The sequence below is a fragment of the Rhodococcus sp. UFZ-B548 genome, from assembly GCF_903819475.1.
Classification (GTDB): Bacteria; Actinomycetota; Actinomycetes; order Mycobacteriales; family Mycobacteriaceae; genus Rhodococcus_F; species Rhodococcus_F erythropolis.
Window position 1 is genome coordinate 1 of sequence record NZ_CAIJDS010000066.1, and the last position, 24892, is coordinate 24892.

26 protein-coding genes and 3 pseudogenes are annotated in these 24892 nt (G+C 60.5%); 17 read left to right on the plus strand and 12 right to left on the minus strand.

Translation table 11 applies throughout. The annotated features are described in order from the left end of the window. Positions 1–764: IS3 family transposase (locus H7C86_RS33080; protein ID WP_259349375.1), on the minus strand; the 764-nt coding region annotated here is incomplete at its 3' end. After that, positions 716–1021, minus strand: a complete 306-nt coding sequence (locus tag H7C86_RS33085; protein ID WP_029256938.1) for a transposase — start codon at positions 1019–1021, stop codon at positions 716–718. The genes H7C86_RS33085 and H7C86_RS33080, both read right to left, overlap by 49 nt. Positions 1022–1389: 368 nt before the next feature. On the opposite strand from H7C86_RS33085, the gene H7C86_RS33090 reads away from it, so the two are divergent. From H7C86_RS33090 to H7C86_RS33110, 5 genes are all read left to right on the plus strand, one after another. Continuing rightward, positions 1390–1971 carry a hypothetical protein gene (locus tag H7C86_RS33090; RefSeq protein ID WP_182263101.1) on the plus strand — a complete coding sequence of 194 codons (582 nt, stop codon included), beginning with the start codon at positions 1390–1392 and terminating at the stop codon, positions 1969–1971. Continuing rightward, the gene (locus tag H7C86_RS33095) at positions 1968–2906 is read left to right on the plus strand and encodes an exonuclease domain-containing protein (RefSeq protein WP_182263102.1); all 939 of its coding nucleotides are present in this window, start codon (positions 1968–1970) and stop codon (positions 2904–2906) included. Before H7C86_RS33090 ends, H7C86_RS33095 begins: the two co-directional genes overlap by 4 nt. A 62-nt stretch (positions 2907–2968) precedes the next feature. Further along, positions 2969–3646: a hypothetical protein gene (locus tag H7C86_RS33100; protein ID WP_182263103.1), complete on the plus strand. Its 678-nt coding sequence runs from the start codon at positions 2969–2971 to the stop codon at positions 3644–3646. Further along, the gene (locus H7C86_RS33105; protein WP_182263104.1) at positions 3643–5685 is read left to right on the plus strand and encodes a hypothetical protein; all 2043 of its coding nucleotides are present in this window, start codon (positions 3643–3645) and stop codon (positions 5683–5685) included. Before H7C86_RS33100 ends, H7C86_RS33105 begins: the two co-directional genes overlap by 4 nt. A gap of 70 nt (positions 5686–5755) precedes the next feature. Next, on the plus strand, positions 5756–7867 hold the full coding sequence (locus H7C86_RS33110) for a hypothetical protein (protein WP_182263105.1): 2112 nt from the start codon (positions 5756–5758) through the stop codon (positions 7865–7867). A 200-nt stretch (positions 7868–8067) separates the two neighbouring features. On the opposite strand, the gene H7C86_RS33115 is transcribed toward H7C86_RS33110, so the two are convergent. Together H7C86_RS33115 and H7C86_RS37605 are read right to left on the minus strand one after the other, a co-directional pair. Beyond that, complete coding sequence (locus H7C86_RS33115) at positions 8068–9018, minus strand: hypothetical protein (protein ID WP_182263106.1); 951 nt, start codon at positions 9016–9018, stop codon at positions 8068–8070. Between the two features lie 812 nt (positions 9019–9830). Continuing rightward, the gene (locus H7C86_RS37605) at positions 9831–10013 is read right to left on the minus strand and encodes a hypothetical protein (RefSeq protein ID WP_228232958.1); all 183 of its coding nucleotides are present in this window, start codon (positions 10011–10013) and stop codon (positions 9831–9833) included. Here H7C86_RS37605 and H7C86_RS38065 point away from each other — a divergent pair. Continuing rightward, positions 9955–10293, plus strand: coding sequence for a transposase (locus H7C86_RS38065; protein ID WP_397517287.1), 339 nt, complete (start codon positions 9955–9957; stop codon positions 10291–10293). The two genes, H7C86_RS37605 and H7C86_RS38065, sit on opposite strands and share 59 nt — an antisense overlap. Before the next feature lie 136 nt (positions 10294–10429). Here H7C86_RS38065 and rmuC read toward each other — a convergent pair whose 3' ends face one another. Further along, on the minus strand, positions 10430–11347 hold the full coding sequence (gene rmuC, locus H7C86_RS33125; RefSeq protein ID WP_182263108.1) for a DNA recombination protein RmuC: 918 nt from the start codon (positions 11345–11347) through the stop codon (positions 10430–10432). 50 nt (positions 11348–11397) lie between these two features. Between rmuC and H7C86_RS37025 the strand changes: the two genes are divergently transcribed. Then, complete coding sequence (locus tag H7C86_RS37025) at positions 11398–11658, plus strand: hypothetical protein (RefSeq protein WP_220463494.1); 261 nt, start codon at positions 11398–11400, stop codon at positions 11656–11658. Between the two features lie 117 nt (positions 11659–11775). Here the strand turns inward: H7C86_RS37025 and H7C86_RS33130 are convergent, their stop codons facing one another. After that, complete coding sequence (locus H7C86_RS33130) at positions 11776–12096, minus strand: type II toxin-antitoxin system PemK/MazF family toxin (RefSeq protein ID WP_182263109.1); 321 nt, start codon at positions 12094–12096, stop codon at positions 11776–11778. Then, positions 12093–12404 (minus strand): hypothetical protein, encoded by a 312-nt coding sequence (locus tag H7C86_RS33135; protein WP_182263110.1) that lies wholly within the window; start codon positions 12402–12404, stop codon positions 12093–12095. Before H7C86_RS33135 ends, H7C86_RS33130 begins: the two co-directional genes overlap by 4 nt. 381 nt (positions 12405–12785) lie before the next feature. Here H7C86_RS33135 and H7C86_RS33140 point away from each other — a divergent pair, with 381 nt between their 5' ends. The 3 genes and pseudogenes from H7C86_RS33140 to H7C86_RS38075 all read left to right on the plus strand — a co-directional run bounded on the left by H7C86_RS33140 (position 12786) and on the right by H7C86_RS38075 (position 14724). Continuing rightward, a complete protein-coding gene (locus H7C86_RS33140; protein WP_182263111.1) occupies positions 12786–13811 on the plus strand; it encodes a hypothetical protein in 1026 nt (341 codons plus the stop codon). 278 nt (positions 13812–14089) lie between these two features. Next, positions 14090–14386: pseudogene (locus H7C86_RS38070) on the plus strand (Abi family protein); the annotation flags it as partial. Positions 14387–14568: 182 nt separating this feature from the next. Further along, positions 14569–14724 carry a hypothetical protein gene (locus H7C86_RS38075; RefSeq protein WP_397517286.1) on the plus strand — a complete coding sequence of 52 codons (156 nt, stop codon included), beginning with the start codon at positions 14569–14571 and terminating at the stop codon, positions 14722–14724. 106 nt (positions 14725–14830) lie between these two features. On the opposite strand, the gene H7C86_RS33150 is transcribed toward H7C86_RS38075, so the two are convergent. Continuing rightward, positions 14831–15799: an IS110 family transposase gene (locus H7C86_RS33150; protein WP_228232950.1), complete on the minus strand. Its 969-nt coding sequence runs from the start codon at positions 15797–15799 to the stop codon at positions 14831–14833. A 187-nt stretch (positions 15800–15986) separates the two neighbouring features. After that, positions 15987–16433, minus strand: coding sequence for an IS6 family transposase (locus H7C86_RS33155; protein ID WP_220463495.1), 447 nt, complete (start codon positions 16431–16433; stop codon positions 15987–15989). A 92-nt stretch (positions 16434–16525) separates the two neighbouring features. Here H7C86_RS33155 and H7C86_RS33160 point away from each other — a divergent pair, with 92 nt between their 5' ends. The 5 genes from H7C86_RS33160 to H7C86_RS33180 all read left to right on the plus strand — a co-directional run bounded on the left by H7C86_RS33160 (position 16526) and on the right by H7C86_RS33180 (position 21186). Next, positions 16526–17770: a nitrate/nitrite transporter gene (locus H7C86_RS33160; RefSeq protein WP_182263113.1), complete on the plus strand. Its 1245-nt coding sequence runs from the start codon at positions 16526–16528 to the stop codon at positions 17768–17770. 181 nt (positions 17771–17951) lie between these two features. Further along, the gene (locus H7C86_RS33165) at positions 17952–18098 is read left to right on the plus strand and encodes a hypothetical protein (protein ID WP_182263114.1); all 147 of its coding nucleotides are present in this window, start codon (positions 17952–17954) and stop codon (positions 18096–18098) included. Position 18099: 1 nt separating this feature from the next. Continuing rightward, positions 18100–19254 (plus strand): NAD(P)/FAD-dependent oxidoreductase, encoded by a 1155-nt coding sequence (locus H7C86_RS33170; protein WP_182263115.1) that lies wholly within the window; start codon positions 18100–18102, stop codon positions 19252–19254. 140 nt (positions 19255–19394) lie between these two features. Then, on the plus strand, positions 19395–20378 hold the full coding sequence (locus H7C86_RS33175; RefSeq protein WP_182263116.1) for a hypothetical protein: 984 nt from the start codon (positions 19395–19397) through the stop codon (positions 20376–20378). Between the two features lie 535 nt (positions 20379–20913). Beyond that, a complete protein-coding gene (locus H7C86_RS33180; protein ID WP_182263117.1) occupies positions 20914–21186 on the plus strand; it encodes a hypothetical protein in 273 nt (90 codons plus the stop codon). A gap of 122 nt (positions 21187–21308) precedes the next feature. Here H7C86_RS33180 and H7C86_RS33185 read toward each other — a convergent pair whose 3' ends face one another. Both H7C86_RS33185 and H7C86_RS33190 read right to left on the minus strand, forming a co-directional pair. Beyond that, positions 21309–22358 (minus strand): hypothetical protein, encoded by a 1050-nt coding sequence (locus H7C86_RS33185; protein ID WP_182263118.1) that lies wholly within the window; start codon positions 22356–22358, stop codon positions 21309–21311. Between the two features lie 102 nt (positions 22359–22460). Next, positions 22461–22817 carry a hypothetical protein gene (locus tag H7C86_RS33190; protein ID WP_182263119.1) on the minus strand — a complete coding sequence of 119 codons (357 nt, stop codon included), beginning with the start codon at positions 22815–22817 and terminating at the stop codon, positions 22461–22463. Positions 22818–22996: 179 nt separating this feature from the next. Between H7C86_RS33190 and H7C86_RS38080 the strand changes: the two are divergent. Together H7C86_RS38080 and H7C86_RS37615 are read left to right on the plus strand one after the other, a co-directional pair. Beyond that, positions 22997–23277, plus strand: a pseudogene (locus H7C86_RS38080) (helix-turn-helix domain-containing protein); the annotation flags it as partial. Between the two features lie 297 nt (positions 23278–23574). After that, a pseudogene (locus H7C86_RS37615) lies at positions 23575–24120 on the plus strand (ISL3 family transposase); the annotation flags it as partial. A gap of 57 nt (positions 24121–24177) precedes the next feature. On the opposite strand, the gene H7C86_RS37620 reads toward H7C86_RS37615, so the two are convergent. Next, positions 24178–24864, minus strand: a complete 687-nt coding sequence (locus H7C86_RS37620; protein WP_259349372.1) for a hypothetical protein — start codon at positions 24862–24864, stop codon at positions 24178–24180. Positions 24865–24892 lie beyond the last annotated feature (28 nt).

The following is a 24892-nucleotide window of genomic DNA, read 5'->3' on the forward strand; positions in this document are numbered from 1 at the left end:
GACCACAGACTTTCGGCACCGGCGTTATCCCAGCATATTCCGGTATCTCCCATCGAACGGCGCAGCCCGTATCGCTCGCACGCCTGCTTCATGATCTCTGCAGTGTACTGACTTCCTCTGTCCGAGTGCATGATTGTGCCGGCTACACCGCCGCCGCGCGCTTCGACGGCCATGTCCAAGGCTGCGATGACAAGGTCGGTCCGCATATGATCCGCCACCGACCATCCCAGAACCTTCTTCGAGTGCTCGTCCTTGATCGCACACAAATACATGTCACCTTCACCGCAGGTCAGGTACGTGATATCGGATGTCCAGACGGCATCGAGCCGGCCTTGATCGAACTGCCGTTGCACCAAGTCGTCCGGAAACGAGGCGAGCGGATCGACGACAGTGGTGCGAATCTTGAATGTCCGCGGGCTGATCCCGACGATGCCGAGTGATCGCATGAGTTTGGCGACAGTCTTCTCGGTGATGATCTCTCCGCCGTCGTGCAGTTCGGCGGTGATCCGAGGGGACCCGTACACACCTTTCGATTCTCTGTGGATGTCGAGGATCTTCACTTCCAAGTCCGCGCGGCGCTGTTTCCGTTCGCCCAATCCTGTTCGAACACTGAGTCCTTGGTTTTTGTAGAAGCCGGAGGTCGAGACATCGAGGAGCCGCGTCATCCGGTGGACCGCGAAGTTCGCGCACTCCGCAGCGATCAACGAGTAGCGCTCTACTTTTGTTGATTCGCCGCAAAGTACGCGGACGCTTTTTTCAGGAATGCGATGTCTTTCTCCTGTTCGGAGACCTGCTTGCGCAGCCGAGCAAGCTCGGTGCGTTCGGCGGCAGTCAACGGTTGATCGCCAGACTCTGCGGCAGCATCGACGCGTCGTCGTTCGTCGGCGACCCAGCGTCCGAGCAGGGCTTCGTTGATGCCCAGTTCACGGGAGACCTCGGCGATCGTGCGGCCGGAATCGATCACCCGGTGGGCGGCCTCGACTTTGTACTCGGTCGTAAAAGACCTGCGAGTGCGGGACATGAGGACATCCTCCCAGCGGAACCCTCGGTCCCGCTATCTCGGTGTCCACCATCCGGGGTGAACCTCACATGAACTGAACAACTTCAACGCCGGACTTGCCACGTTCAAGACCCACCGCCGTCGCAAGCCAAATCCACGGGCACACCCCATTGCCGTGCCATCATCGCAGGTCAACACGTAAACGGCCCCTCGGCGTCAAGGATCGGGTGGGTTGCCTTCGGCGGGAGCGTCATTCATTCGGATGACACTCCCCCGAGTAGCTCTCATGAGAGACTCAGCGGCCTTCACTCCTCCCAACCTTAAACGGTGCTCAAATCTTGAACTACAGTCCGACATATCTATTCACCGCCCAGAAGGGTTCCGCCCGCATGCCAACTAGCTATTTCAAGCCCATCGTCGTTATCGACGAGATCAGCGGTAGCGGCACCGTGGGTATCTGGCATGTCGACGTCGGGCATACCGCCGCGGTCGGCGCCCCGATGCCCCGCATGTCCGGAGCTTGGTGCTTTTCCATAGACGAATTACACCCCGATCGCGTGAGATCCTTGATCGCGGAACGGTTCATTGTGTTGGCAGGTAGCACTGATCTGATCGAGCGTCTTGCGATTCCGCATCTGGGCATTGTTGACGTAGCGGGAACCGTCGATGCTATCCGGGCAGAGGTTACCAAGCTGCAGGACGCCTTCGAGACTCACGCCTTTGGAGTTCGAACCAAGCCAACACCTCCGGACTGGCCCGACATCCCCTTCCCCGATGAGGTCGCCAGCCTTGTCAAACCTCCTGGTGATGAGCGTATCGGTGCCGCATTTCCGCTGGCCCGCGGGTTCGAACGACTCGCCGCAGCGTGGGAGCAAGTCGAAAAGCAACGCGTGCAACGCGCCTTCCTCAAGCCGCTTGGCGGGGAGGATCTTCGTCCACTACCACTCGTGACTCTGGGATCGACGACATGATCGAGGATTTCGCTGTCGTTGATGTCGAGACCGCAAACTCGACGAAGGGGAGTATCTGCGAGATCGGGCTGGCCGTGGTCGAGGCCGGTGCGATCACTCTCGTGCATAGCTGGCGGTGCCGCCCACCAGCCGAAGTGGGTGGATTTCATTGGTACAACACAAAGGTCCACGGGATCACGGCTTCCGACGTCGCCAACAGCCCGGAGACCGGTGAATGTTTGCGGGAAATGTTCGCATTGATCGGTGAGCGACCTGTGTATGCACACAACGCGAACTTCGACTTCGGACATCTATACGCAGCGAGTTCATTCGCTGGTGTTTCGATTCCGAACCTGGTTACCGGGTGCAGCTTGACCCTATCCCGCCGTCTACTGGATCTGATTAGCTACCGGCTGCCGTTCGTGTCTGAGCACTTCGGGTTCGACTCCACCGGCCATCACAGTGCGGGGGCAGACGCTGTTATGGCCGCGAAACTCGTGCTGGCCTTGGCCCAAAACGCGGGCGCACAGAACCTGTCGGGACTGTGCGAAGCCGCGCACACGCAACCAGGCAAGTTTGGACCGGAGGGCCTCAACGGCATGGCCATCCGGCGCCGCGGCACTTCGACCCGCTTCGACCTTCCCAAAACGAACACCGATGCCGACCCGAATCATCCTCTCTACGGGGAATGGGTCAGCTTCACCGGCGGGCTAACAGCATTCGCGAGGGAGCCCGTCTGCACACTGCTCGCATCGCTCGGGGCGAACCCTCAGCCGAAGGGCGTCACGAAGAAGACCACGATGCTAGTCATCGGTGACGGGTTCATCGGCAACTCACTCGAGGATTTCACCACCCGCAAGGCGAGGAAGGCCCTCGAACTGCGCGACAAGGGGCAAAAGATCGAGGTATTCACCGAAAACGACTTCCTTCGGATACTCGACATAGTCCCTACCTGACCTGCAAAGCCATGGCCCCATCACCCAACACGCCGGCCACGTCCCGGACACTAGGAGGACGCATGACGCGCAGCCCCTCGACCACCACCCAGCAGGCCGTGCGCATTCTCGCATTGCTGCGTGTGTGCGGGGAGGTAACAGGCGGGAACGACCCAGCCGGAATGGTCCAAGTGATTAGGAGCGAAAAGCGCCTCCAGGCGCTGAACTTTTGGCTCGTCAACCCCGACTATCTAGCTGATGAAGTCATCACCGCTGTCGACAAGGACGCTCTCGACGTCTCATATCTCGCAATCGCGGAAGGGCTACTGAACGATCCCGAACCTGCACTCCATCACTACCCCACCCCGAAATGGTTCTATGGGGCCTATGAGCGTATCGACGACGCGTTCAGCCTTCTCGCCTCATACGGACTCGCGAAAGTGAGAAGGCGGGGCGTGCCACCGAAGAGATCGAACAATCAGTTCTTCCTTTCAGAGGACGGCGCTCGCGTGGCCGACGAAATGGCTGCGACCACGATCCTGGATTGGTACAGCAAGCAGGCGGAATTAGTCCACCTTGTCGCCGGCCGAGATTCGGGCACTCGACTCAAGGAGCGGCAGTATGACCAGGAAACCTACGCAGAGGCGCGATGGGGTAATCCGATCGCCTCGATCGAGGAGCAAGTCCGAAAGCGTCTAGCTGAGAACGCAGTCGCCGCCGAAGAGAAAAACCAAACCGACATGTCAGAGGAGCAGCTGTGAGCAAGTTGGGGCGGTCGGTCGCTGAGAAGCTCGATCTGGACACGACTGTGGTGGACGCGTTTCTCGCGGACCACCACGTCAGCACATCCGCGACAACGCCCTCTCCCTCGCGGCTACGCATTCGGCGACTGCGCTTCGCTGCTACCAAGACCCTTACCGGCGTCAACGCTGCCGGCGAGGAAGTCAACAAGGATGCTGTCGAACATGTGCCCGTGAAATTTGACTGGACACTGGGATCAGGTCTGCACGGGGTTGGAAGCGACAAGAATCTGCGTGGAAAGAGCAGTGTCTTACGGATCATGATGTGGGCGCTACGTGGCCGATGCGACTTGCGCAGCGATGTTCGAAGTTGGATTGAGCATGTGAACCTCGTATTCGAGGTCGACGACGTCGGCCACGCGGTGGTATTCGACGTCGTCAACGGTGTCCCACACGGACACCTCTTTCGTGAACATCAGGGAGAATTGTCCGTAGCTTCTCATTTCTCGAACGACGACGAGTTCGAGGAAGTCATGGGGTCAACCATGATGTCGGCGCTACGACTGCCGGAGATCGCCGCTTCCAGTCAAGGCAAGCGACGCCAGCACGCATGGCCCACTTACGCTGGAGCGCTACTGATCCGTGGTGACACACTCGATTACCTTGTCGGCGATCGGCAGTGGGATGGCCTGCCAAGTCGGTTGCTGCAGATGTTCATTGGCTCCGAGTGGGCTGGCGCACGTGCCGAGGCTTCATCGGCGCACAAGGTTGTCGAGAGCAGGCTGAACGAGCTTCAGGCAGAATTCAATTCCCATGCCAACGCGATCAATTCGGCACATCAACGGGCACTCGAGGACGTCGCTGTCGCGCGCCGCCGGATGACCGCCCTACCTTCAGCTCCAGCCGACCTAGACGCGTTGGCGGATGCAGTCGAGAGAATTGGAACTCTCGATCTGCGCGGCTCGCACGCACATCAGCAAGTACTCGACTACCGGACCGCGCACACCGAGGTCGCCGCTCAGCTGGCCGCGGAGAAAGCACGCCAGCACCAAGCCATGGAAGACGCGGTCGCCGTGCGCTTCTTCCAACGGATGAGACCGACGATGTGCCCACGCTGTTCCGCCCCGGTTACCCGAGAACGCCGCAAGGCCGAGTCCGATGGTACGTCCTGCTCTGTGTGCACCCACGACCTCGACATCGAAGCACTTGGCCATCACCATGTCGTATCCACCACGGCGAACGACGACGAGCGCGCCAAGTTCGCCGACGCCCAAGAACCCGAGGGCGACGACGACGATTCAGACACCATTGACACCGTGACGGCATTGGAACTAGCCACCCGAGATGCCAAGGAACGGCTCGACGAGGCAATCGCAGTGCATGAAGTCATCCGCGGGGAGCGGGCCGAGGCTGCGCAGGTCATCGCGGCAAGTCAATCCGCGCAGGAGATCATCACGCAACGGCGCGATGCCGAACTCGCGCTTGCTCGCGCAGAAGGTGCAGCGCAGGCACTCGCACCCGACACAGCCACATTCGGCCCGAGCCAAGGTTCGATCGATGACCTCCGCGAACAGGCGAGAATCCTGGACTCGGCGCGCAAGATCTTGTCGAGATGGGTGACCGACCCCCAGCGTGAACTCCTACAGGAGCTGTGTTCGTCAATCACCCGCCTCGCAAGGGCGTTTGGTATGGCGAATCTAACGGCAGTGGAACTCGATGGTGCAGCACGGATGAAAGTCACAACGGGTGGTACCCAAGACAATTACAGCAAACTGGAGAGAGGTGAAAAGATGCGGCTCAAGCTGGCCACCGCAATTGCGTTAATTCGACAAGGCCTCGACTCCGGTATTGGCCGCCATCCCGGTCTACTGTTCGTCGATGCTCCCGGCGCCGAGGAAGTCGACGACGACGACTTCGACACAATGCTCGCGGCCCTACACACTGCGGCCACCGAGGCTGACGTCCAGGTCTTTATCGGAACCAGACACACGAACGCTCTGGTCAACCTCCTCGGCGAAGACCGCTGCAGAGTTGGACACGGAACGAATTTCGTCTGGTAGCGCCGCACGCTAGACCCTCCGTTGTCAGTCCGTCACGGTAGAACATGTGGGTGAGCGGAGGAGAATCGAAATGATCGACAGCTCGGGTGCAGATCCTCGTATGACTACGCCCCAGGCCGGGGACGATAGCGCACATCCCGGCATCGCGACCAGGATCAAGGAGCTACTGGCAGCAACAGCCGAACGCGTGCTCACAGTCAACGACCTAGGGGCGTGGGAAGACCTACCCAGCCTCGTTGCAGCGCTCGTCGACAACCCGCTTCTGGTTCCTGTCGTTCACCTGACCTGCGAAGCCGCCGGTGCTACCCCGCCATCGGGCGCAGGGATGTCGCCCCCCGACGAGGCAATTCCCGCGATCAGTCGTGCGATCTGCACCGCCATTCTGTCGACTCAGCGCCCCGCGCTTTTTCGCGACAGCCTCGAAGGAGTTCTCGAATGCGCCCCGATCCTGACCCACTGCGGCAGGGAACTCGCCACTGAGATTCTTTCCCAAGCGCAATTCCCGACATTCGATACAGAGCAGATCTCGGTCCTGCGAGCAGCGACCGCGCTGGAGTACGCAACGCGCCTGCGGTTGGGCAATTGGGCTGACCGGTGGGACCTGTTCGCCCACTTGGCGGCATCCCCAGGTCCGGCGCCAGAGGTGTACACCCGAGCAGTCGTACGAGCTATTGGGTTGTGCATCGACGCGTGGACCGAAGCCGAAAGTCTCTCCCCCGCATTGGAACGCGTCGCTGGCCTCACACCAACTGAAGGTACCTTTAAGCCCCCGACAGACCCGGAAGCGGTCCGCGACGTTACCGAAGCCATACAGTCAGACGCTGGGATCGCACTGTCTCGGGTGGCGGTCCTGCGGGCATTGCGGGCACCTGACACGACTGCCGCAATTTCGCACCTGGACCACGCAATCGCTCGTCTCTCACCGGCAATCGCCGAGGACGATCGCGTGGACGTGATGATAGCCGTGGATGTGGCTTCCCTACTACGGGCGCTCCTTAGCGCGAGAACTGTCCCCGACGACGGTCTCATCGACCGAATCAGTTCGAATGTTCGCGAGTATCTGCACTTCTCCGACCACAGCAGCCACTGGATCGGCGACCGGATCGCCGCCAGCAATGCTGCGTGGAGTCGACTTGTACTGCAGCTGCAAGGCGCACACCGCGAATTGTCCAAACCAAGTTGGTACAACCCCCCAGCGGTCATAGACAACATCGTCGACCTCTACCGAACGACGGGATCGCAACGACTCTTCTGCCGGGCAGAAGACGATAGAGCAGTTCGCGGCATCATCGCTCCCAGCCTGGAGGAAGGGTTCGCCGAAAGCGCCTCCCTGTTAAGGCATTTGGAGGACCATGTCGCGTACCTGCAGAACTGCGTCGACGCTGGCACCGCCACCGCCGAGCAGACCGAGGACCTTCCCGTCGCGATACGGCTCCGCGACCATGCACGCACACGGCTCGTCATTCACGGCGGTACGCCCCCAAAACGCCTTGCCGGTGACGCGAATTCCCCGGCCGACAGCACCGCGACCCCGGCGTTCAACGCGCCCAACACGGACCGGGTCATGGCAGCTGTGCTCGCGCGACGAGAATCGGCCATGTTCACGACAGGCAGTCTCGTCGCTGATCAGCTTCTCGAGAAAGCACGCCTGGGCTTTAGCTCATCTCCTGACTACCAGGGCGATGTACGTGATGCCGTCGATTCTCTAACTCTGTTACTCGTGACGTTTCTGCACACACGAACCGGGCTCAGCGATGCCGCCGCACCGTACCTGTACGACCACGATGCCAGCGAGGAAGACCTCGCGCGGGATCTGCAAACATTCATCGCATCAAGTGGACATCTGGGCAGTGTAAGGACCGAAGTTAGACGCATCGCTGGAGGCCGAACAGACGTCGAGTTCGCTTTCCCTGGATTCAACTTGTATGTCGAACTCAAAGCCGACTCAACCAAGAAGCCCCTGCCCGAGAAGAAGTCCTATCTGAAACAAGCTGCGTCATATCAGAACGCCGACAAGCGAATTGGCTTCCTCCTCGCACTCAAACGCGTACCTCCCAAAACCATCGCAACGTGGCTCGGCGACGCACTCGACGTCATCGAAGTAGCGGACACCAATGGCGGGATCCGTCACGTCGCAGCGCTCACCCTTTCAGCTGGTCGCACCACACCGTCCTCAATGTGAGGCCACAGCTCATCGGGACTACGGATCCGTGGCAGCACGAAAGCTGTTGCACTCCTTTGGAAATGTCAATCTGACGGGCCCACGGCGATGGGGTGAGGTCTACAGTCGTCGCAACACAGTGGTGATCGGTGGTCACCCTCAAGCCTCGACCGAATCGCTGCCCGTGCGTGCGCTTGCACGGTCCAGCGCTCCCCCCGTGATCAGCCTGCGGACACTCGCGGCTGGATGCGAGCTGCGGCATACTCGTCGTATCCGGCCGAGAAGACTTCTCGTGAGACCTCTTCGTTCCGTCTGGAAAGAAGAGCTATGCGCCGCTGGTGAGCGCGCTTGTGAAATTCCCGGGTGGGCAAACCGAGATACCCGTGAATGTTGTCGATTGCAGCGTCGACGAAGTCGAGCATCGGCGCAACAATCATTATGGCAAGCAGATCCCGAGATCCCTCCAAACCAGCAGTGAACCAGTGCCGCGAGTGGGTACCACCGGACCCCAGAGACCACATGTGCTCCGATCCCGGCATGTAAAGACCATTCAGCTCCGTGACGTTGATCTTCAGTGCGGCACGGCCTTCCCCATAAATCACCGCCGTCACGAGAGCGCCGGCCTTGTCGTAGCGCAAGTCGAAACCGAACTGCTTCAACAGTGCGTGCATCCCCTCGACTGACTCCTGCACCTCAGCGACCCGAATGCCGGTGTTCGGCAATTGATTCAGCGGCGACAGATTTCCCTGTACGGAAGCGAGGCAAGCGGCGGCTGCCCTTGCGATGCGCTGGTCGGAACCGATAGCGGGGTCGGTCAGCCAGCACGCCTCGAGCAGCGCCTCGTGGACCGAGCGGACAAGCGACATCATGGGGATAGGCAGGATTTCCTCGGCATCCAACAGAATCTCGATGGCGACGGAGTGTTCGCGGGCGACGCGCAGAAGTTCGGCGGTATGTTCGACCCCGATCCCGAAAATTCCCTTGAGTCCTTCAATCTCGCGCTGCCCTCGATCGTCCAACCATGCGGCGTCGCGGGCGCGAGGAGAACCCGTCACGGGCTCGTGAAAAGCGTCGAGCGCAGCGGTCAACTCTTGCTGTACTGCAGTGCGTTGCTGGCGGACCACTCGCACAGCGACATTTCCTGTACTTCGACCAACATCTGTCTCAGCCATTGACGTGCTAATTCCTCATCTTCGGGTGCGACATCGGCTCTGTCACCAACTGCGGTGTTACTGCCAGCGAAATGTGAACCTCGCGAGCGCATTGCGCGAATATTTAGATCAAACTGTCAAACACGTCCCGGTACGGACCATCCGCGGTGAACTCCGAGTCTGCACCATCGTCTTGGTTCCGAAACAGGCTTGGTCGAATAGCTACCGGTGGCACCGTCTGTGCCCTGCACTTCATCGAGGAGAAAGAGTGAAGAACGGTGCGCTCCCGTGGGCGCCAAACCTACCTTTCGTCGAAATTACGTTCAGCAATCGAAACTTATCCGCGTAACGAAAAACCTTGAATGCGTGGCAGCGCAGGGCCGAAGTCGCTATCGCCAAACTAGTGTTCGGCGATAATTCGAGTGAATGCAGAATCGAATCGTGTGTACCCAGGCTGTGCGAAGTTCGAAAATACGGTGCCGTGAAAGGCCGGACCCACGATCTTCGCCACGGTGTATAACTCCCAGCACGGTGGGGTATTCCGACGGCTACTGCCATCTATCTGGCAGGCGCAAAGCGACAGCTTGCCTGTGGTTGTTTGACCAAATGTGGCGGGTTGCACTACCCGTGGTAAACCATCATATGTAAAGGAGATCAACTGCCGGTTGTGAATCGCTGACGCGAAGTCCATGGACACTCTCCTCCGTAAGGCCCCCAAACATACCCTGCTACGACGTGTTCCCTGGGCAGTTTGAATCGCTCGCGATCGGACCAGTACCCATTCCAAGATTCAGGCGCATACGTTTGACTACGCCGGACTGATGGTCGACCTCTCAGACCGCCTCGTCAACCAACTCCGACCGATGAAGATCGAGATCGACGAACTCGCCGCCGAGATCACCTTCCCGGACCACAATGTTGGCACCGTCCTTGCTCGCGATCCAGGGCTGCAGCGCTTTGACAGCGGCGAAGATCCTCGACGAGACCGCCGATTCCACTCCAAGGATGCGTCTCATCCGCCACGACGGGACTGCACCGTTACCGGCGTATTCGTCGAATCACGCCCGACACCGTCTCTCACGCAACGGAAACCGGCGCATCAATGCCAGCATTCATCGGATCACTCTGGCTCAAGCGCGGTACTACCCTCCCGGCCCGCGAATCAATCGACTGGCGCAGAAAGAACGGCGACGGAGGCATGGGAGCACTCCTGATTCTCAAATGTCGGCTCTCCAAAGTCGTTTTCCGTACCGTAGTCGCAGACCAGTCGCTGACCAGTCGCTGACCAGTCGCTGACCTTCATCGACACCGCTACTGGACAGACCAGCAAGTGACAGCCCCGATAGGACCAGGTACCCAGTCTCTGGGTGATCGAACTGAGGAAGTCGCGGATCGACACCGGCTGATAACGGAAGCTGCGTACGTCGCAAACTCAGTCGACAAGATCGTCGTCGAAACTTGCAACGTCAAGAGTCGACACGCCGGCAGCCTTGATCGGTTTGGGTGCATCAATGCTGACCCCGACCCCGGCAATTCCGCTGAGTTCGTTGAGCGCGGCCGTGAGAGTCCCCAAATGTCGGTGACCGGCAGCGAGATTACTTGCAGACTGATTGAGTTGCTTGTTTGCCTTGTCAAAGGACTGGATAGTTGCCCGCGCTTCGTTCACCGCTTGTGTTGCGAAAGAAGCGATTCGGCCAAGGTTCGCATCAATGACGGCTCCTGCTGTGGCTGCATGTGCGCAGTTCGCCAAGAGCAACAGACCGGTAGGACCGCTGAGGAGTATGTTTTTTGCTGCCAGGTACTGCCAGAGTGTTGGGTCGGTGCTGATCGCTGCCGTTGCGACCGCATCGGTGGGGACGAACAAAATGACGCCGGTCAGATCGTTTCCAGCACTGTCGTATTGTCGTCCGCGTAGCTCCGTGGCATGTTTGCGGACACTCTGGACGAGGGTGTTGAGGGCGGATTTCTGCTCCTTGTCGTCCGCGGCGTCAAGGGCGTCCCAGTACGGCGCTATGACACATTTGGAATCGACCATCATGTGACGATCGTTGCCGAGGACCAGTGTCAGATCGGGGCGTCCCTGACTGCTCCCACTGCTCTCACGCTGGAGGTGGAAGTGAACGCCTTCGATCAAGCCTGCCGCGGCGACCGTCCGGAGCAGTGCTGCTTCGCCCAGCTCTCCTCGTCCTGCGGAACTGGCGAAGGCAGCCTCGAAGTTGGACAGTTTGGCGTGATGGAGATCCGCCCGATCCCGTTCTCGCACAGTGCTATTACGTTCCCTGACGATCTGGACTGTCAGCCCGATCACGATCACGGCGACCAAGATCCCAATAACTAATGATGTTGTCATGCTGACGCCTTCAGTTCAGAGTGGACGGAGGCCTGCCAATACTCAATACCGTGAAACAGAACGGTAATGACGGTTCGACCCGACACGACGACGGCGTGGCGTCCACGTTGACGGATCTCCTGTCCTGGTGCGTGGCTGTTTTGGCAATAGCAAATGTCTGGTTCGTTGACGTTCTGGAGCACACTATTTGCCAGATTCCGAATACGACGCGAGGTCCTCCTGCGCTTGAACAAGTCCTGAAGGCGAACCATATCCAACGAGCGGCCGCAGCATTCAACCTTGAGCTGATGCGCAAACGCCAGTCCGCCTAGGCCGTCGCACTGCCGGCAACTCGCCGCAGCCGCGCTCGAGGTCGCCAGCCCGTAGACCGCATCTGCAGTCGTGATCCCCACTTCGGCGGCGCCACAACTGCACGAATGTCGTTCCGGTTACGGCAGACCGAGAGCGATAGCGAGCGCTTTGTTGAGCTTGAGCACCGTGGCAGGAGACAACGCACCGGCCTGGCGACTCGCCGCGATCTCGTCGTCGAAGAGTTGGATGAGGTCATCCGCCAGGATCGACCCGACGAGAGGATCTGTGGGTCCGAGTGGGACGGCAGTCGGGACGCCCGGCTTCGGTGTGGTGGTCACGCGTGCTGCGAGGACGGTGTTCAGGTTGCGGTTGCGGACGTTGTTGGACACCACCACCCACGGCTTTTCGCCGTGCCCCATGTCGAACCAGTAGATCTGCCCGCGTAGCGCGGCCGTCATTCGCCGTAAGCCTGATCGACGCGCTCGGCGTAGCGGCCACGCCGCGTGCGCTGTTCGCCCAGACCCTCGGCTTGATCCTTCGCAAGTTCGGCGTAGCCGGCCTCGAGTGCCTTCTCCCGAAGCGATTCCGCTCCCACCCGCAGCAGTGCGCGGACGATTCCGGACTCGGAATTGTCGCGGACGGTGATGTGGTGCTGTTGCGCCCACTCACGCAGAATCCCCGATTCGAGGCGATCCGGATCCGAGAACACAGCCAGTTCCGCTTGGTCGTCGCTGTCGAGAGTCACCGGCAGTCGTTTCACATCCATGTTTCATATTATGGCTCACTAAGTGATTCACGGCAACACGATGTGAGCCACGTCGTCCAAGTCGGTCGACACCGACACCAACTCAACAACGACGACCGTGTTACCACTACCCGGCCCTCACCTGATGCAGCCTCCGATAGAACGCCATGACGTCACCGCCCGAACCGATACCCGACGACGTAGTGTCAACAGCCCTGCATCAAGCACCGCCATACTCGACGTCTCAGCACTGGTCGAACACTGCGGGACCGACACAACGGACTCCGATGCAAGGTGACAGCAACCTGACAACATTGGCGGACAGACTGCTGGTCGCCTGGTCAAGGTCATCTATGCTTCGTCGGGCTTCGGTGACGGCACCGAGCAGCGACGGAGGGGTTCATGGCGACGACGAAGCAGAAGTTCGGTTGGGGACTTGGCGCCGTACTAGTGCTGGCAATGTTCGGCAGCTGCATCAACGACGACGATCGATCCACGGACTCAGTCGCAGCTCCGACAAGCTCCACGCGCGCCGCGACGCCCGAAGCCTCACTCCGATCGACAACCTCCGCGGCGCCGATCCCCGTGCGGCAAAGGACCGAATGGGAGGGCTCGGTCGTCGACTACGACGCGGCATCCGGCTCCGGTCCAGGCCTCTACATCAACATCTACGGAGAACGAACCCGCATCGATATCAACCACGTCGGTACGGTGAGCTGCGGCGGTTACACCGCCAGCGACTCGAATCATGCTGCGGTGCTTCAGCGGTTAACCGAATTGGCACCGCTCGGTACCGCTGTGCGGGTCGTGCGTTCCATGCCACTCACACCCGGCGGGTACGTGTACATCTCGGGAGGTGCCGACACCACCACGGCTGTGTCGGCAACGGCAACGGCAACGGCAACGGCAACGGCAACGGCAACGGCAACGGCAACCACGACTACCACGGCCCCTCCCGCTACCAGCGCATCAACAGACCCTGAGATCCTGCTCAACGAAATTCTTCTCGCCGAAGGTCTCGGCACACTCGATATGCCTGCCATCAACCTATCCGTCCTATCGACGAAACCACTCGACCAGCAGCTCGCAGCCGCCCAACAGTCCAACACCGCAGCCCCGAACACATTGCGATGGCCCGCATTGTTCGCCGCATACCAAAACGCTTGGGACAACCGCATCGGACTGCAAGCGCAATGCCGCGACGACGACGATGCCGCAATCATCAAGGCCGAGCAGAAAACTGAGCTCGACCGACTACGAGCCGGCCCTGACGGCACGCTCTACACCAGCGACGACGACTACACGAAATACAAGTTCGACGAGAACGGAAACATCTACATCGACGCCCCCACATACACCAACAGTGGTGGCGGGAGCGGCGGAGGTGGAGGCGGCGGCGGGATATGCCGCCGTAGCCGCTGGTGCTGACACCACTGAAAAGGCCTCGCCCCTGCCTATTCGTTGCACCACCACTCCGCGACAGATTGAGCATCGACTCGCCCTTCAGCCACGCCAGGCAGCACTCAACCCTGTATCGATACTGCTAACAAAACGAGACCGGCTGCGTAGGTGGCCATTGCGCGACTTCGCTGGTTCACGATCAGTCCTGAGGGGAGGCTGGTTTTCTTTATCTCGTGAACCACTCCGCCTACGGCAAACCATTCAAGACCATCGAAGAACAACGAGAACTGCTGCAATCACGCGGCATGACCATCTCGGACACCACCGCCGCGGAGCGTTGGTTGCACTCGATCGGCTACTACCGACTCAGCGGCTACTGGTACCCCCACCGCATCCGCAACCAACCCGCCGGCAGCACCCCGGTCATCGAAGACCACTTCACCCCCGGAACCTCGTTCGAACAGATCCTCGACCTGTACGAATTCGACCGGAAACTCAAACTGCTGGTCCTCGACGCGATCGAACGGATCGAAGTCGCCATGCGCCTGCGTGTCGGACACACACTGGGTCGCCGCGGAGCGTTCGCCCACACCGACCCGAACGCCCTGAGCACCGAGTTCGTCGGCGTCTCGATCCCTCGCTGCCTCCCGCCTATTCTGCCTGGCTCGAAAGTGCGCACGCCAAATGGCTACGCAAAGTTCAGCAGGACCAGAGTCGTTCGAAAGAAGAATTTTCCAAGCATTTCACCCGTAAATGAAAATACGGTGGACCGCTACCGGTATGGGTGGTCACCGAGATCCTCGACTTCGGTGGCCTCTCCCGCCTCTGCGAAGGCCTCAAACAGCGGGACCGCGACGACATCGCAGCGAGCTTCGGACTACGAGACAACTCCGGCGCCGGCCACTGCGCAGCCCTGGCGAGTTGGATGACACTCCTATAGACATATGTCAAGCCTGAGAAGCTATTTCGCGGGTTGCAGAGTGACCAGGATGATCGGGTAGAGCTGGCGGACGATGTAACGCTTGATGCAGCGGATTGCCTCCAATTTAGTCTTGCCCTTCGGCGATACGGCGGTCGACGTAGTCACGGGTGGATTGGTCGTATCGGATCCGGACGATGGTGATGCGGTAGAGCGCGGAGTTGGCCTGCCGGTCGCCGGCACGGTTGAGCCGATGCCGGTTGGTCTTCCCCGAGGAGGCGGGGACCGGGCAGGTACCGGTCAACGCCGCGAACGCAGCCTCTGAGCGCAAGCGCTCGGGATTATCGCCCGCGGTGATCAGCAACTGGGCGATGGTGTCCGGGCCGGCCCCGAAGACGTCCATCAGGGCAGGTGCGTGCTCGTGCAGCAGGCGGTTCAGATGCGCGGCGAGGTCCCGGATCTGCTCAGTGAGCAGCAGCCAGCGCTGAGCCAGCACGCGCAGGGCATATCGGGTGGCCTCGCCCGCTGTCACCGGCGTGCGTGGCGGGCGGCTGGCCGACAGTGCGGCCGTCAGCTTGCTGTTGCTCAGGCCCTGGTAGCGGGCGCGTAGGTCGGCGGGGCCGGCCACGAGCATGGCCTTGATCTGGTTGATGGTGGCGGTACGTTCCTTAACCGCAGATGACCTGGTGGTGCGCAGCACGCGCATAGATTCAACCAGCCCGTCTGCGCCCTTCGGTGCGGCGGTGGCCCGGCCGGAGAGCACCGCTTCGGCGGCGGAGTAGGCGTCGAAGGTGTCGGTCTTACCTCGGTTTCGTCGGTCGAATTTATTGGGCCGGTTGACTTCTCGAACTGTGATGCCTGCAGCGGTGATCTCGCGCGTAACTGCGGCTCCGTAGGAGCCGGTGCATTCGACGCCGACGCCGGCCAACTCGGTCCAGGACTGGAGGAACTGGACTGCGGTCCGGTATCCAGCGGTGGTCGCGGGGATCTGTACGTCTCCGAGCTGCCGGCCATGGGCATCGATGACGGCGACGTGGTGGGTGTCGGCATGGGTGTCGATGCCACCGTAGACGGGGTGTGGATTGTGGTTCACCATGGAACTGCGCCCTTCTTTCTGGTGGGTGCGCAGCCCGGGTGGGCGTCAGTGACGTTCACTATCGGGATCTGGTCAGACTCCTATCAGGACATGACGGCCCACTCGCGCTGCACGTGTGCGTGTGCAGGCAGGTCGACACGTCAAGAAAAGGACAGCCGCCTGTCGGTGGCGTCAGAAGAACCTTGAGTCAGACCTGCCCCACGAAACCATTTTGGCCGCAAGGGGTGGGGGGCTTCATGGACTTCAAGAAGTCGGGTCTATCGGCCCGCTCATCAATAGTGAAGAACCTGGTCGCCGCCGTGCCATCTCGCTTCGATTGGATGAGGATGTCAAGCACGTTGCCGTCTTGGTCGACAGCCCGCCACAAGTATTTGCGGACGCCACCGATCTTGACAAAGACTTCGTCGAAATGCCACTTGTCGCCAGCGTTTGGTTGATGTCGGCGCAGCGTGCGGGCGTATTCGCGCCCAAACTTCGTGCACCAGGTTCGAATCGTCTCGTAGGTGACTTCAATCCCTCGGGCCGCCATCAGCAATTCGATCTCGCGGAACGAAAGCGTGAACCGGTGATAGAGCCACACGCAGTGGGAGATGATCTCTCGAGGAAACCGCAACCCCTTGTACGCGGACGACACCTGCAGATCATCCCAGATCAGGCATTTTCAACAACTTGACAGCACCCCCTCCACCCCTCACCGCTCCAACCAGAATGAAAGCTGGACGCATTGTGAATGATGAAACTCAACCGAAAGCCTCGATGCGATGGGTCATGCTGGCCGTGATCGCGCTCGGGTTGGTTGCGATGACCTTCAACTGGTTCGTCATGCCGACGACCTTCGGAGGTGTGGCCGCGGCGTATTCGATAGATCTCCCCCAGCTGGCGCTGCTCATCTCCGGCTTCGTCATTGGCTACGGCATCATGCACATCCCCGCCGGATTCCTCGCCGCGAAGTTCGGGATCCGCGCCACTATGGTGACCGGCCTGGCTCTGGAGGGTGCACTCACGTCGTTGGCAGGCATCGTCGACGGGTACCCCGCGCTGCTCATCACGCGCATCCTCGCTGGTGTCGCCGCTTCGATCTATGCCACCGTCTGCATCGCCGCAGTGAGCGTCTGGTTCAAGAACCATGAGCACGCCGTCGCGCTCGGCGTCGTCTCGGCCTCGTTCAGCACCGGGGTCGCCGTTGGCCTCTACGCCTGGACACCGGTCGTCGAGGGCCTTGGGTGGAGAGGGGCACTCGTTCTCGCCGGTCTCGTCACACTGGCCGCTAGCCTTGTCGTGCTGTTGGTCTACCGCATCCCGAAAGGCATTCCCAGCCTGCTCGGTGTGAAGCTCAGCGGTTCCGCCATCGCGGCGATTCTCCGCAACCGCATCCTGTGGCGATACGGGCTCGCGTTCTTCGGTGGTTACGGTGCCTACTTTGCGGCCTCTCAGCTCATCGGTGTGTACGCAGCGGCCGACCGGGGCTTCTCAGAGGGAGTCGTTGCGATCGCTGGCCTGTTGGTGGGAATCGCGGGTATTCCGGGCAGCATCATGGCGGGCGTTCTCGCCGACCAAGTGATGAGCGCTCGTGCGACCTTCCTGCTCTTCCTGGCCATCCAGGGACTCGGCATCCTGTCACTGCCGGTCTCTGGGCCTGACACGCTGTGGCTGTCCGCCGCCGTGATCGGATTCGGTTTCAACGGCTGCTTCGCCGTGTGGCAGACCGCGCCGGGCAATGACCACAGTGTTCCGCCTGAACTGATCGGTACCGCTGTCGGGTTGCTCTTGACGATCACGGCAGTCGGCGGATTCGTCATGCCATGGGTGTTCGGTGAGATCGCAGCCGCGGCAGGCTACGCAACGGCCTGGATCGTAATCGGCCTTCTGACCCTCGTCTTCGGAGTGTTCGTTCTGACACCCAGCCGCAGACGTCGCGGCGAAGCGTTCCCGGCCACCGCAGAGCAGAGCCCCGTGACGTCCCGCCGCTGAGCACCGCGCGTCGATAGTGCTGGCACCGACCCACACGGGCGCCAGCACGGTGTTGTCCGCCGATCCCGATGTCGCGCGACCAGGCAGAGAACTTCCAGTGTATCTTTGCCACTGTCTCCGAGCGTCGGGAGGAAGAACTCGACATCTGGGCAGCTTGCCGGACTGAGCCTTAGGGGAGCATATGGAAGAGTCTGGATTCACAGCAATGGTCGGAGCCGGTATGGGCGTCTTCATTGCCGCAGTGACGAACGTGGGAATCTTGGACTTCCCCACGCGCGAGAGCCCGGCCGAGGTGGCCGCTTCGATCACGTCGTTCTACGGCGCCTGACATGCTCGGCTCGGCTTGCATCATCGGCGGCGGCATCGGCGGCCTGACGGCGGCGGCGTCGCTCGCGAAACGGGGTTGGAGCGTCGCGCTCTATGAACGCGAGTCGGCGCTGCGAGCGCATGGCTCCGGCATCTACCTGTGGAACAACGGGCTCGCGGTGCTCGCCGACCTCGGCGTACTCGACGAGGCGATCGAAGGTGCCCACTACGGTCCGGCGCTCGAGACGCGGAACGCCGCTGACGAGATCATGGCCTCGGTCCAGACCGGCCTCGGCAAGCCGGTCACGGTGCTCACTGCTACGCGGAGTCGGCTGATCGACGGACTCGCGAGAGCGTGCAGGGAGTTCGGCGTCGACGTGCATACGGACATGGAAGGCGTTTCCGCCCACCTGGACGGCTCGGTGTCGTTCGCGGACGGGACGGAAGCGACGGCGGACCTCGTTGTCGTCGCCGACGGGGTCAACTCGCGCATCCGTGACGGGCTCGCGCTGACGAAGTCCCGGGTCGGCCTAGGGCAGATGGGCACCCGCGCCCTGATCCCGCGGACTCCGGGAGTCCTCCCCGACGCCGACGAGCCGAAGTACATCGAATGGATGGCCGGGCGGCGCTTCGTGCTGTGGACGCCGATCAACGACGCGTCGCTCTACATCTCACTCGTATCGCCGAGGGGGCACCCCTCCGTGGCGCCCCGGCTCGACCCGGTGGTCTGGACCGACGACTTCCCCCAGCTGGCTGGGCTCTTCGCCGCGCTCAACGGGTATGAACTCCACTGGGCCGAGTTCGAGCACATCACGCTCGAGCGATGGTCAGCCGGCCGCGTCGCGGTGCTCGGCGATGCCGCGCACGCGCAGCCTCCCTATCTCGGCCAGGGCGGCGGTTGCGCGATGATGAACGCCGTCGGCCTCGCGCACGCCGTCACCGTCGGCGGGGGCGGCATCCCGGATCGGCTGCGGTTCTGGGAGGAGACCGAGCGGCCGCTGATCGAGTACACGCAGAACTTCTCGACGGGGGTGGCGCAGTTGAACGATCTCCCGGAGTCGGTTCGCACGACGTTCGTCGGGGCGCTCGGGGCCTCGGCCGATTTCGGGCGCAACCGCCTCCGCGCCGCGATGACCACCCCGACGGGCATCGCACCGTTCCGGTCGGCCGCGGTCTGATCCCGTCGCAGGGGCGATGTTCGGGAAGCTTGCGCTGACGAAGCTGGCCGGGGAGTCGGTCTCGTCGCTGGTCTCCCGCTGTCCCGCCAACTACGCTAAAATGCGCAATCTAGTTATCTACGCGTTGGGAGAAGACCGTTGTGAAGAACGACCTGAAGAACCGCGCGCGTAAGGTGCTGGGGAATTTGCCCGTCACGATCAACACGTCATTCGGCGACCCGTTCCAACGCGACCAATGGCCGGACACGCTGCAAAAGGTCACCTATCTCACGGAACAGGGTTATCAAGGCGAGATCGAGGTGTCGACGAAGTCCATCCTCACGGACGAGCAGATCGACGTGTTGAGTTCCGTCAATTCGAACATCTGGATCATGTGCGGAGTGACCGGTCTCGGCGAGAGCAAGGTGCCGCTTCAAGCTCGATTCGACAACTACCTCCGGGTGTGTGCGAAGTTTCCGAAGACCGTGTTGAACATCCGACCGTTGATTCCGGGCAGGAACGACTCCATGGAGGTCCTCACTCCCATCATCGAAATGGCTGCGCAAGGAAACAGGTACCTGAAGCACGGCGGATATCTCGACCCCAATGAAGTCGCTGGTAAGAAGTACAACTACGACGGTCTGAAATCGGACATCAAAGCGCTCTGCGCGAAATTGGGCATCAGCGATGCACCGAGGTGCTCGTCCATGGTGGCGATCGTGACCGGAAAGGTTGATAGCACGTTCGACAACTCGGATCCGACCAATTTGGACGTCTTGGAAGCGCTGGGGTTCGACTTCGAACTCGTCGATGGGTACGTGAAGCTCGAGGGCTTCAAGAAGAGCGGCGTCGTGACCAAGGGCGATGTCTCATTCGCAAAACTGATCGCTCTGTCATCCCACGTGCTCGACAATTGGACCGATCCGCATCAGTACATGCAGATGAAGGGACCCGACGGGCAGATGACGGTCTGCACGTCGAGTTGGTTCCACTGGACGCGGGAAATTCGTTGCACCGTCAACTGCTGGTACTGCCACGTACGCCCGGGAACCGCCATCTACTTCGAATCGGGCGACTCTGGGTGCAGCCCGCTCGATCTGTACGACTTCGTGTTCGAGAGTGAAGAATATTCCGCTGTGTCCTGAAATGGTGCTGCGACGGCTTGCGCGAGCACGAAGGGGCTGACCTATGCACATGCGACCTGGGCGTCCTCGGTTTGTTCAACCAATATTACTTCTCACGGCGACCATAAACCCCGTTTCCTTTGCGCCGGCGCTTGTGCGCCGCGACAGCGATACGCGACGTAAGGACTACTTGCGAGCGGTGTCGTTCTACGCGGCTAAACTCAATCCTGATGAGTGCCGCATTGTGCTCGCAGAGAACTCCGGCGCTCCAGTGGCCGATGTCGTGTCAGCGGCGGCACGACACGGACACTCGATTAGCGTGCTCTCGTATACTGGCGATCCAGTATTGAGCCGACGCGGAAAAGGAAACGGTGAGGCCGAACTGATCGATAGGTCGGCGGCCTGGATCGTAAACGATGTGGGGGGAGCCGTGCCCGTTATTAAGGTCACCGGGCGCATTATCGTCAGCAACATTCGGCGATTCTTGGTTTCGACCGATGAGGACGAAATTCTGTGCCGGCTCACTAGAGACCTGAGAAAAGCGGATACGCGGTTGATGAGTTTCACCGCCGGTGCCTGGCTGCTCCACTTCGCAAACTTGGCGGCCGAGGTCGACGCGGCTACCGGCTTCAGCCTGGAGCATGCGGTCGCGAAGCGGCTGTACGCGGGAATCGTGGACGGTCAGCTCCGATGGGCGAGGATGAAACACGAACCCCAATACTTCGGGTACAGCGGCACCGAAGGTACCCGATACGACACTCTCGGGAGCAGGCTCGGACAGCCCTTGCGTGCGGCGTACCGGCGCATTCCATTTCCTCGCTATATATAGCTGCGTTCCAGCGGGTCAACGGCGCAGGTGACGTCCCGCTGTGTGATGGAGTTTCTCGACACCGGTGATGTCAGTGAATGGAATGACTGCCGAGCCGATCTAAGGTTGCCGTGTTAGCGCAACTATGATCCCATGGTCCTTAGCCTTCCCGCGAAGTCGGAAACATACTGCTCAAATCCTCTCATCGTGTTTTTCGCTCTTACACCGAGAGACTGTGGTAGCTCGCCTGACTCTCCGAAGAGTCGATCACCCCATGAGAGGACTGCCGCGATGGTAGCCTCTCTATTCTGCAACAAAGCAAGGAACTGACTGATAAATGCGTCTTCGTATCTGTCAGGCACTTCGTATCCCACTAGCCTGCGGGCATCTTCGATTACTTTCATGTTCGAGGCGAGCAAATAGACCTGGGAGTAGAACTTGACCTTGTCGGTCATGATACTGCTCGCCAACTCCTTCGCCCTCAGGCCCCCAACAGGTATTTGCTCTCTTTGTTCACCGCAGATCTGCCCACTATCGTCGCCCCAGCAGGAGTGGGCTTCTACACAATCGTCTCTCGTCAGATTCTGGGTGACGTCGTTGATAGCTTCATCGCACATCTCTCCCGATAGGCCGAAGTCCTGTCTATGTGACCAAAGATGATTCGCCAAGTGCTCATTCATGAGACCGGCAACATTTCTCCCCATGGTGGCGGCATAAGAGAGCAGGTAGCTGTCGTTACAATTAGTTCGTGAATAATAGAGAATCAGCTTCACACTGTTAGCGTCTCTCGTGTCAACATAATGGGCCAAGTCTGATATCCTAAAAGGGTTTTCCAATATCCTTGTGGCTTGACCAAATGCTGCTCCTAGGCTGTAACGCCTATCTTCTTCAAGTACGGCCGCCTGAAAACCTGGGATATCCAAGAGGGTCGGCAACTCCTTGGGCGGGAGCGTTGAGAAGTACTCCGCCCATGTCTGAAATCTCGTTGAATGGGGTACCCCCATTTCCTGCATCCTCACCAGGCCGGGTATCCTTAGTTTTCCATAGTTGCCTCTACGCATATCGTCCTCATCACTCGCCCTCAGGCCGGTGAGAAACTCTTCAGATACCTCCGAATGAAGAGGCAGGTTGTACCTCAGGCAGAACTCCTCCGGACATGCCTGGATGCCCACGATCGGCGGGATTTTAAGCACGGAATTTCCGTAGTATTTCGCGAGTTTATCGTGTTCGCCGATTAGGTCATGTAGCTGCGAGGCACCCCTCACGCGTATTTGAGGGTTCTTCTTGTGCCCCTGTTACGAACCATGCTCAAAATACGTGATCACAATTTCGTGTCGTTTCTGGGTCCTGCCGAGAACGCTGGAGATGTCGCACGTCTTCACGTCATCGGCGACGGCTCTACAATCGACACCCTTATAGTTGACGAGTTCGCCATTACGCCCAACAGTGAAGATCCCTCTCCGCATGGACCAGGTATGAAACGCGAGTGACTCGATTTCGTTACTCCCTATGCGATCCTCATAGTCCTCCACGCTGATCGGGTCGAAGACGACCATACCGTCTTGTTTTCCATAGAGGCCGGGTCTCAGGACACGATGACGCACCAGGTTGTAGAGCCGCTTGTGATGGTCGAGGGCACCCGCGTCTTCCATGACTACTGGCCTTTCGCGAAGTAGTGGTCAAACAGACGAAGCGCACTGCAGCATCTGCTGAAGGTCTAGTTGTTGTGGGTATGGACGTTGATGACGCGGGACTGAAGTAGACGGGCTGGTCCTCGGCGTAAGAATGGGAGTTGCGACACAACCGTTCTCGACCAAGAAGGACCAGCCCTGTGACACACCGTAATGCCCCACTCACTGTCGAAGGAAGACGACGCCTGATCGAGCGGTGCCAGAGCCGTCCGATCGCCCACGTCGCCGCCGAGATGGGCATCTCCCGCCAATGCGCCTCCACATGGGTCAACCGGTACCGCAAGCACGGTGACCTGGGATACAAGACCGATCCAGCGCACCGAAGCACCACCCGACCGCCACAGCGGCAGAGGTCGTCACCGAGATCGAAGCGATGCGACGGACCCGGAAATGGTCGGCCTCACGGATCACGTTCGAGCTGTGACGGCGCTCGCTGAAATTGGATCTGGCGCACTTTCCGTGAAGCTGTTGGGCGTGTCGCCGACGTGCGCTGATCTGGGCAAGGAAGATCAGCAGCGTGTAATTTCGAGAGTGTAAAGATACTGCTGCCCCATCTGGCCGATGTCGTTGTCGCCGGCGTCCGACGGATCGGTTCCACCATCCGCATCGCCGCCGAAACCCAAGGCGATCAGGGTCAGTGTCCGCGCTGCGGCGGTGAGTCCATTCCCGGTACCGACGACAACTCTCCGACACAGCGACCGGCGGGGTACCAGTCCTGATCGACATCAGGGTCCGCCGCTTCTTCTGCGACATCATCGACTGCACGGCACAGACTTTCGCCGAACAAATCCCAAATCTGACACAACCTTGGGCGCGACGAACGCCGGTACAACGAGCAATGATCGGAGCGATCGGATTGGCCGTCGCCGGCCGGGCCGGAGCCCGACTCGCCAACCATCTCGGGGTTGCCATCGGCAGGGACACCCTGCTGCGCGCAGTGCGCGCGATACCCGCCCGGCCTATCGGGGAGGTGCCTGTTCTCGGGATCGACGACTTCGCGATCCGCCGCGGGCATGTGTATGGCACGGTCGTGGTGGACATGACCACCAGTCGTCCGATAGATCTGCTCGCCGACCGCACCGCGGGCACCGTCGCGACCTGGCTGCTTGAGCATCCCAGTGTCGAGGTGGTGTGCCGGGACCGGGCCGGCGCTTATGCCGAAGGTATTCGGATCGGAGCGCCGGATGCGGTGCAAGTGGCCGATCGGTGGCATTTGTGGCACAACCTGGCCGAGGCTGTGGAGAAGACCGTGATCCGTCATCGCGCCGACCTGCGTCTACCCGCCGCCGACGACGGCAGCGGCCCCACCGCTGTCGTGGATTCACCCGCACGCGAGGCGGAATCGGAACAGCGTTTGGTGGTGCGGACCCGCGAACGCCACACCGCCGTACAGCAATTGGTGCCGAAGGATATGTCGCTGTCGGCGATCGGGCGAAAGCTTTCGCTCGACCGTAGAACGGTGCGACGCTTCGCCAGAGCCTCCGAGGTTGAGGAGCTCCTGACCACGGCCGAGTCCCGCACCAGCCTGCTCGACGAGTTCAAACCGTATCTGCACCAACGCTTTCATGCCGGCTGCACCGACGCAGCCCGGCTCACCCGGGAAATTATGAAGTTGGGTTATCGCGGCAGCGACAAGACTGTCCGCCGCTACCTGCAACCGCTGCGGGACGCGGACACAGCACTGACATTGCCACCGATCGCACCCACGATCCGGCAGGTCACCGGCTGGCTGACCCGCCGCCCGGACCGGCTCACCGACGACGACCGCACACAGCTCGATGCGCTCCTGGGACGCAGTCCTGCCCTGGCCGCCATCCGAGAGCTGGTCCGAGAGTTCGCCGAGATCATGACCAACCGCCGCGGTTACGACCTCGGCACCTGGATGAGGGCAATCGATATCAGTGAAGAACCGGCGCTGCGATCCTTCGCTGCAGGTCTGCGCCGAGACCTCGATGTCGTCACTGCGGGATTGACATTGCCGTACAACTCCGGGGCTGTCGAAGGTCACGTTAATCGGATCATTATGTGGAATCTGA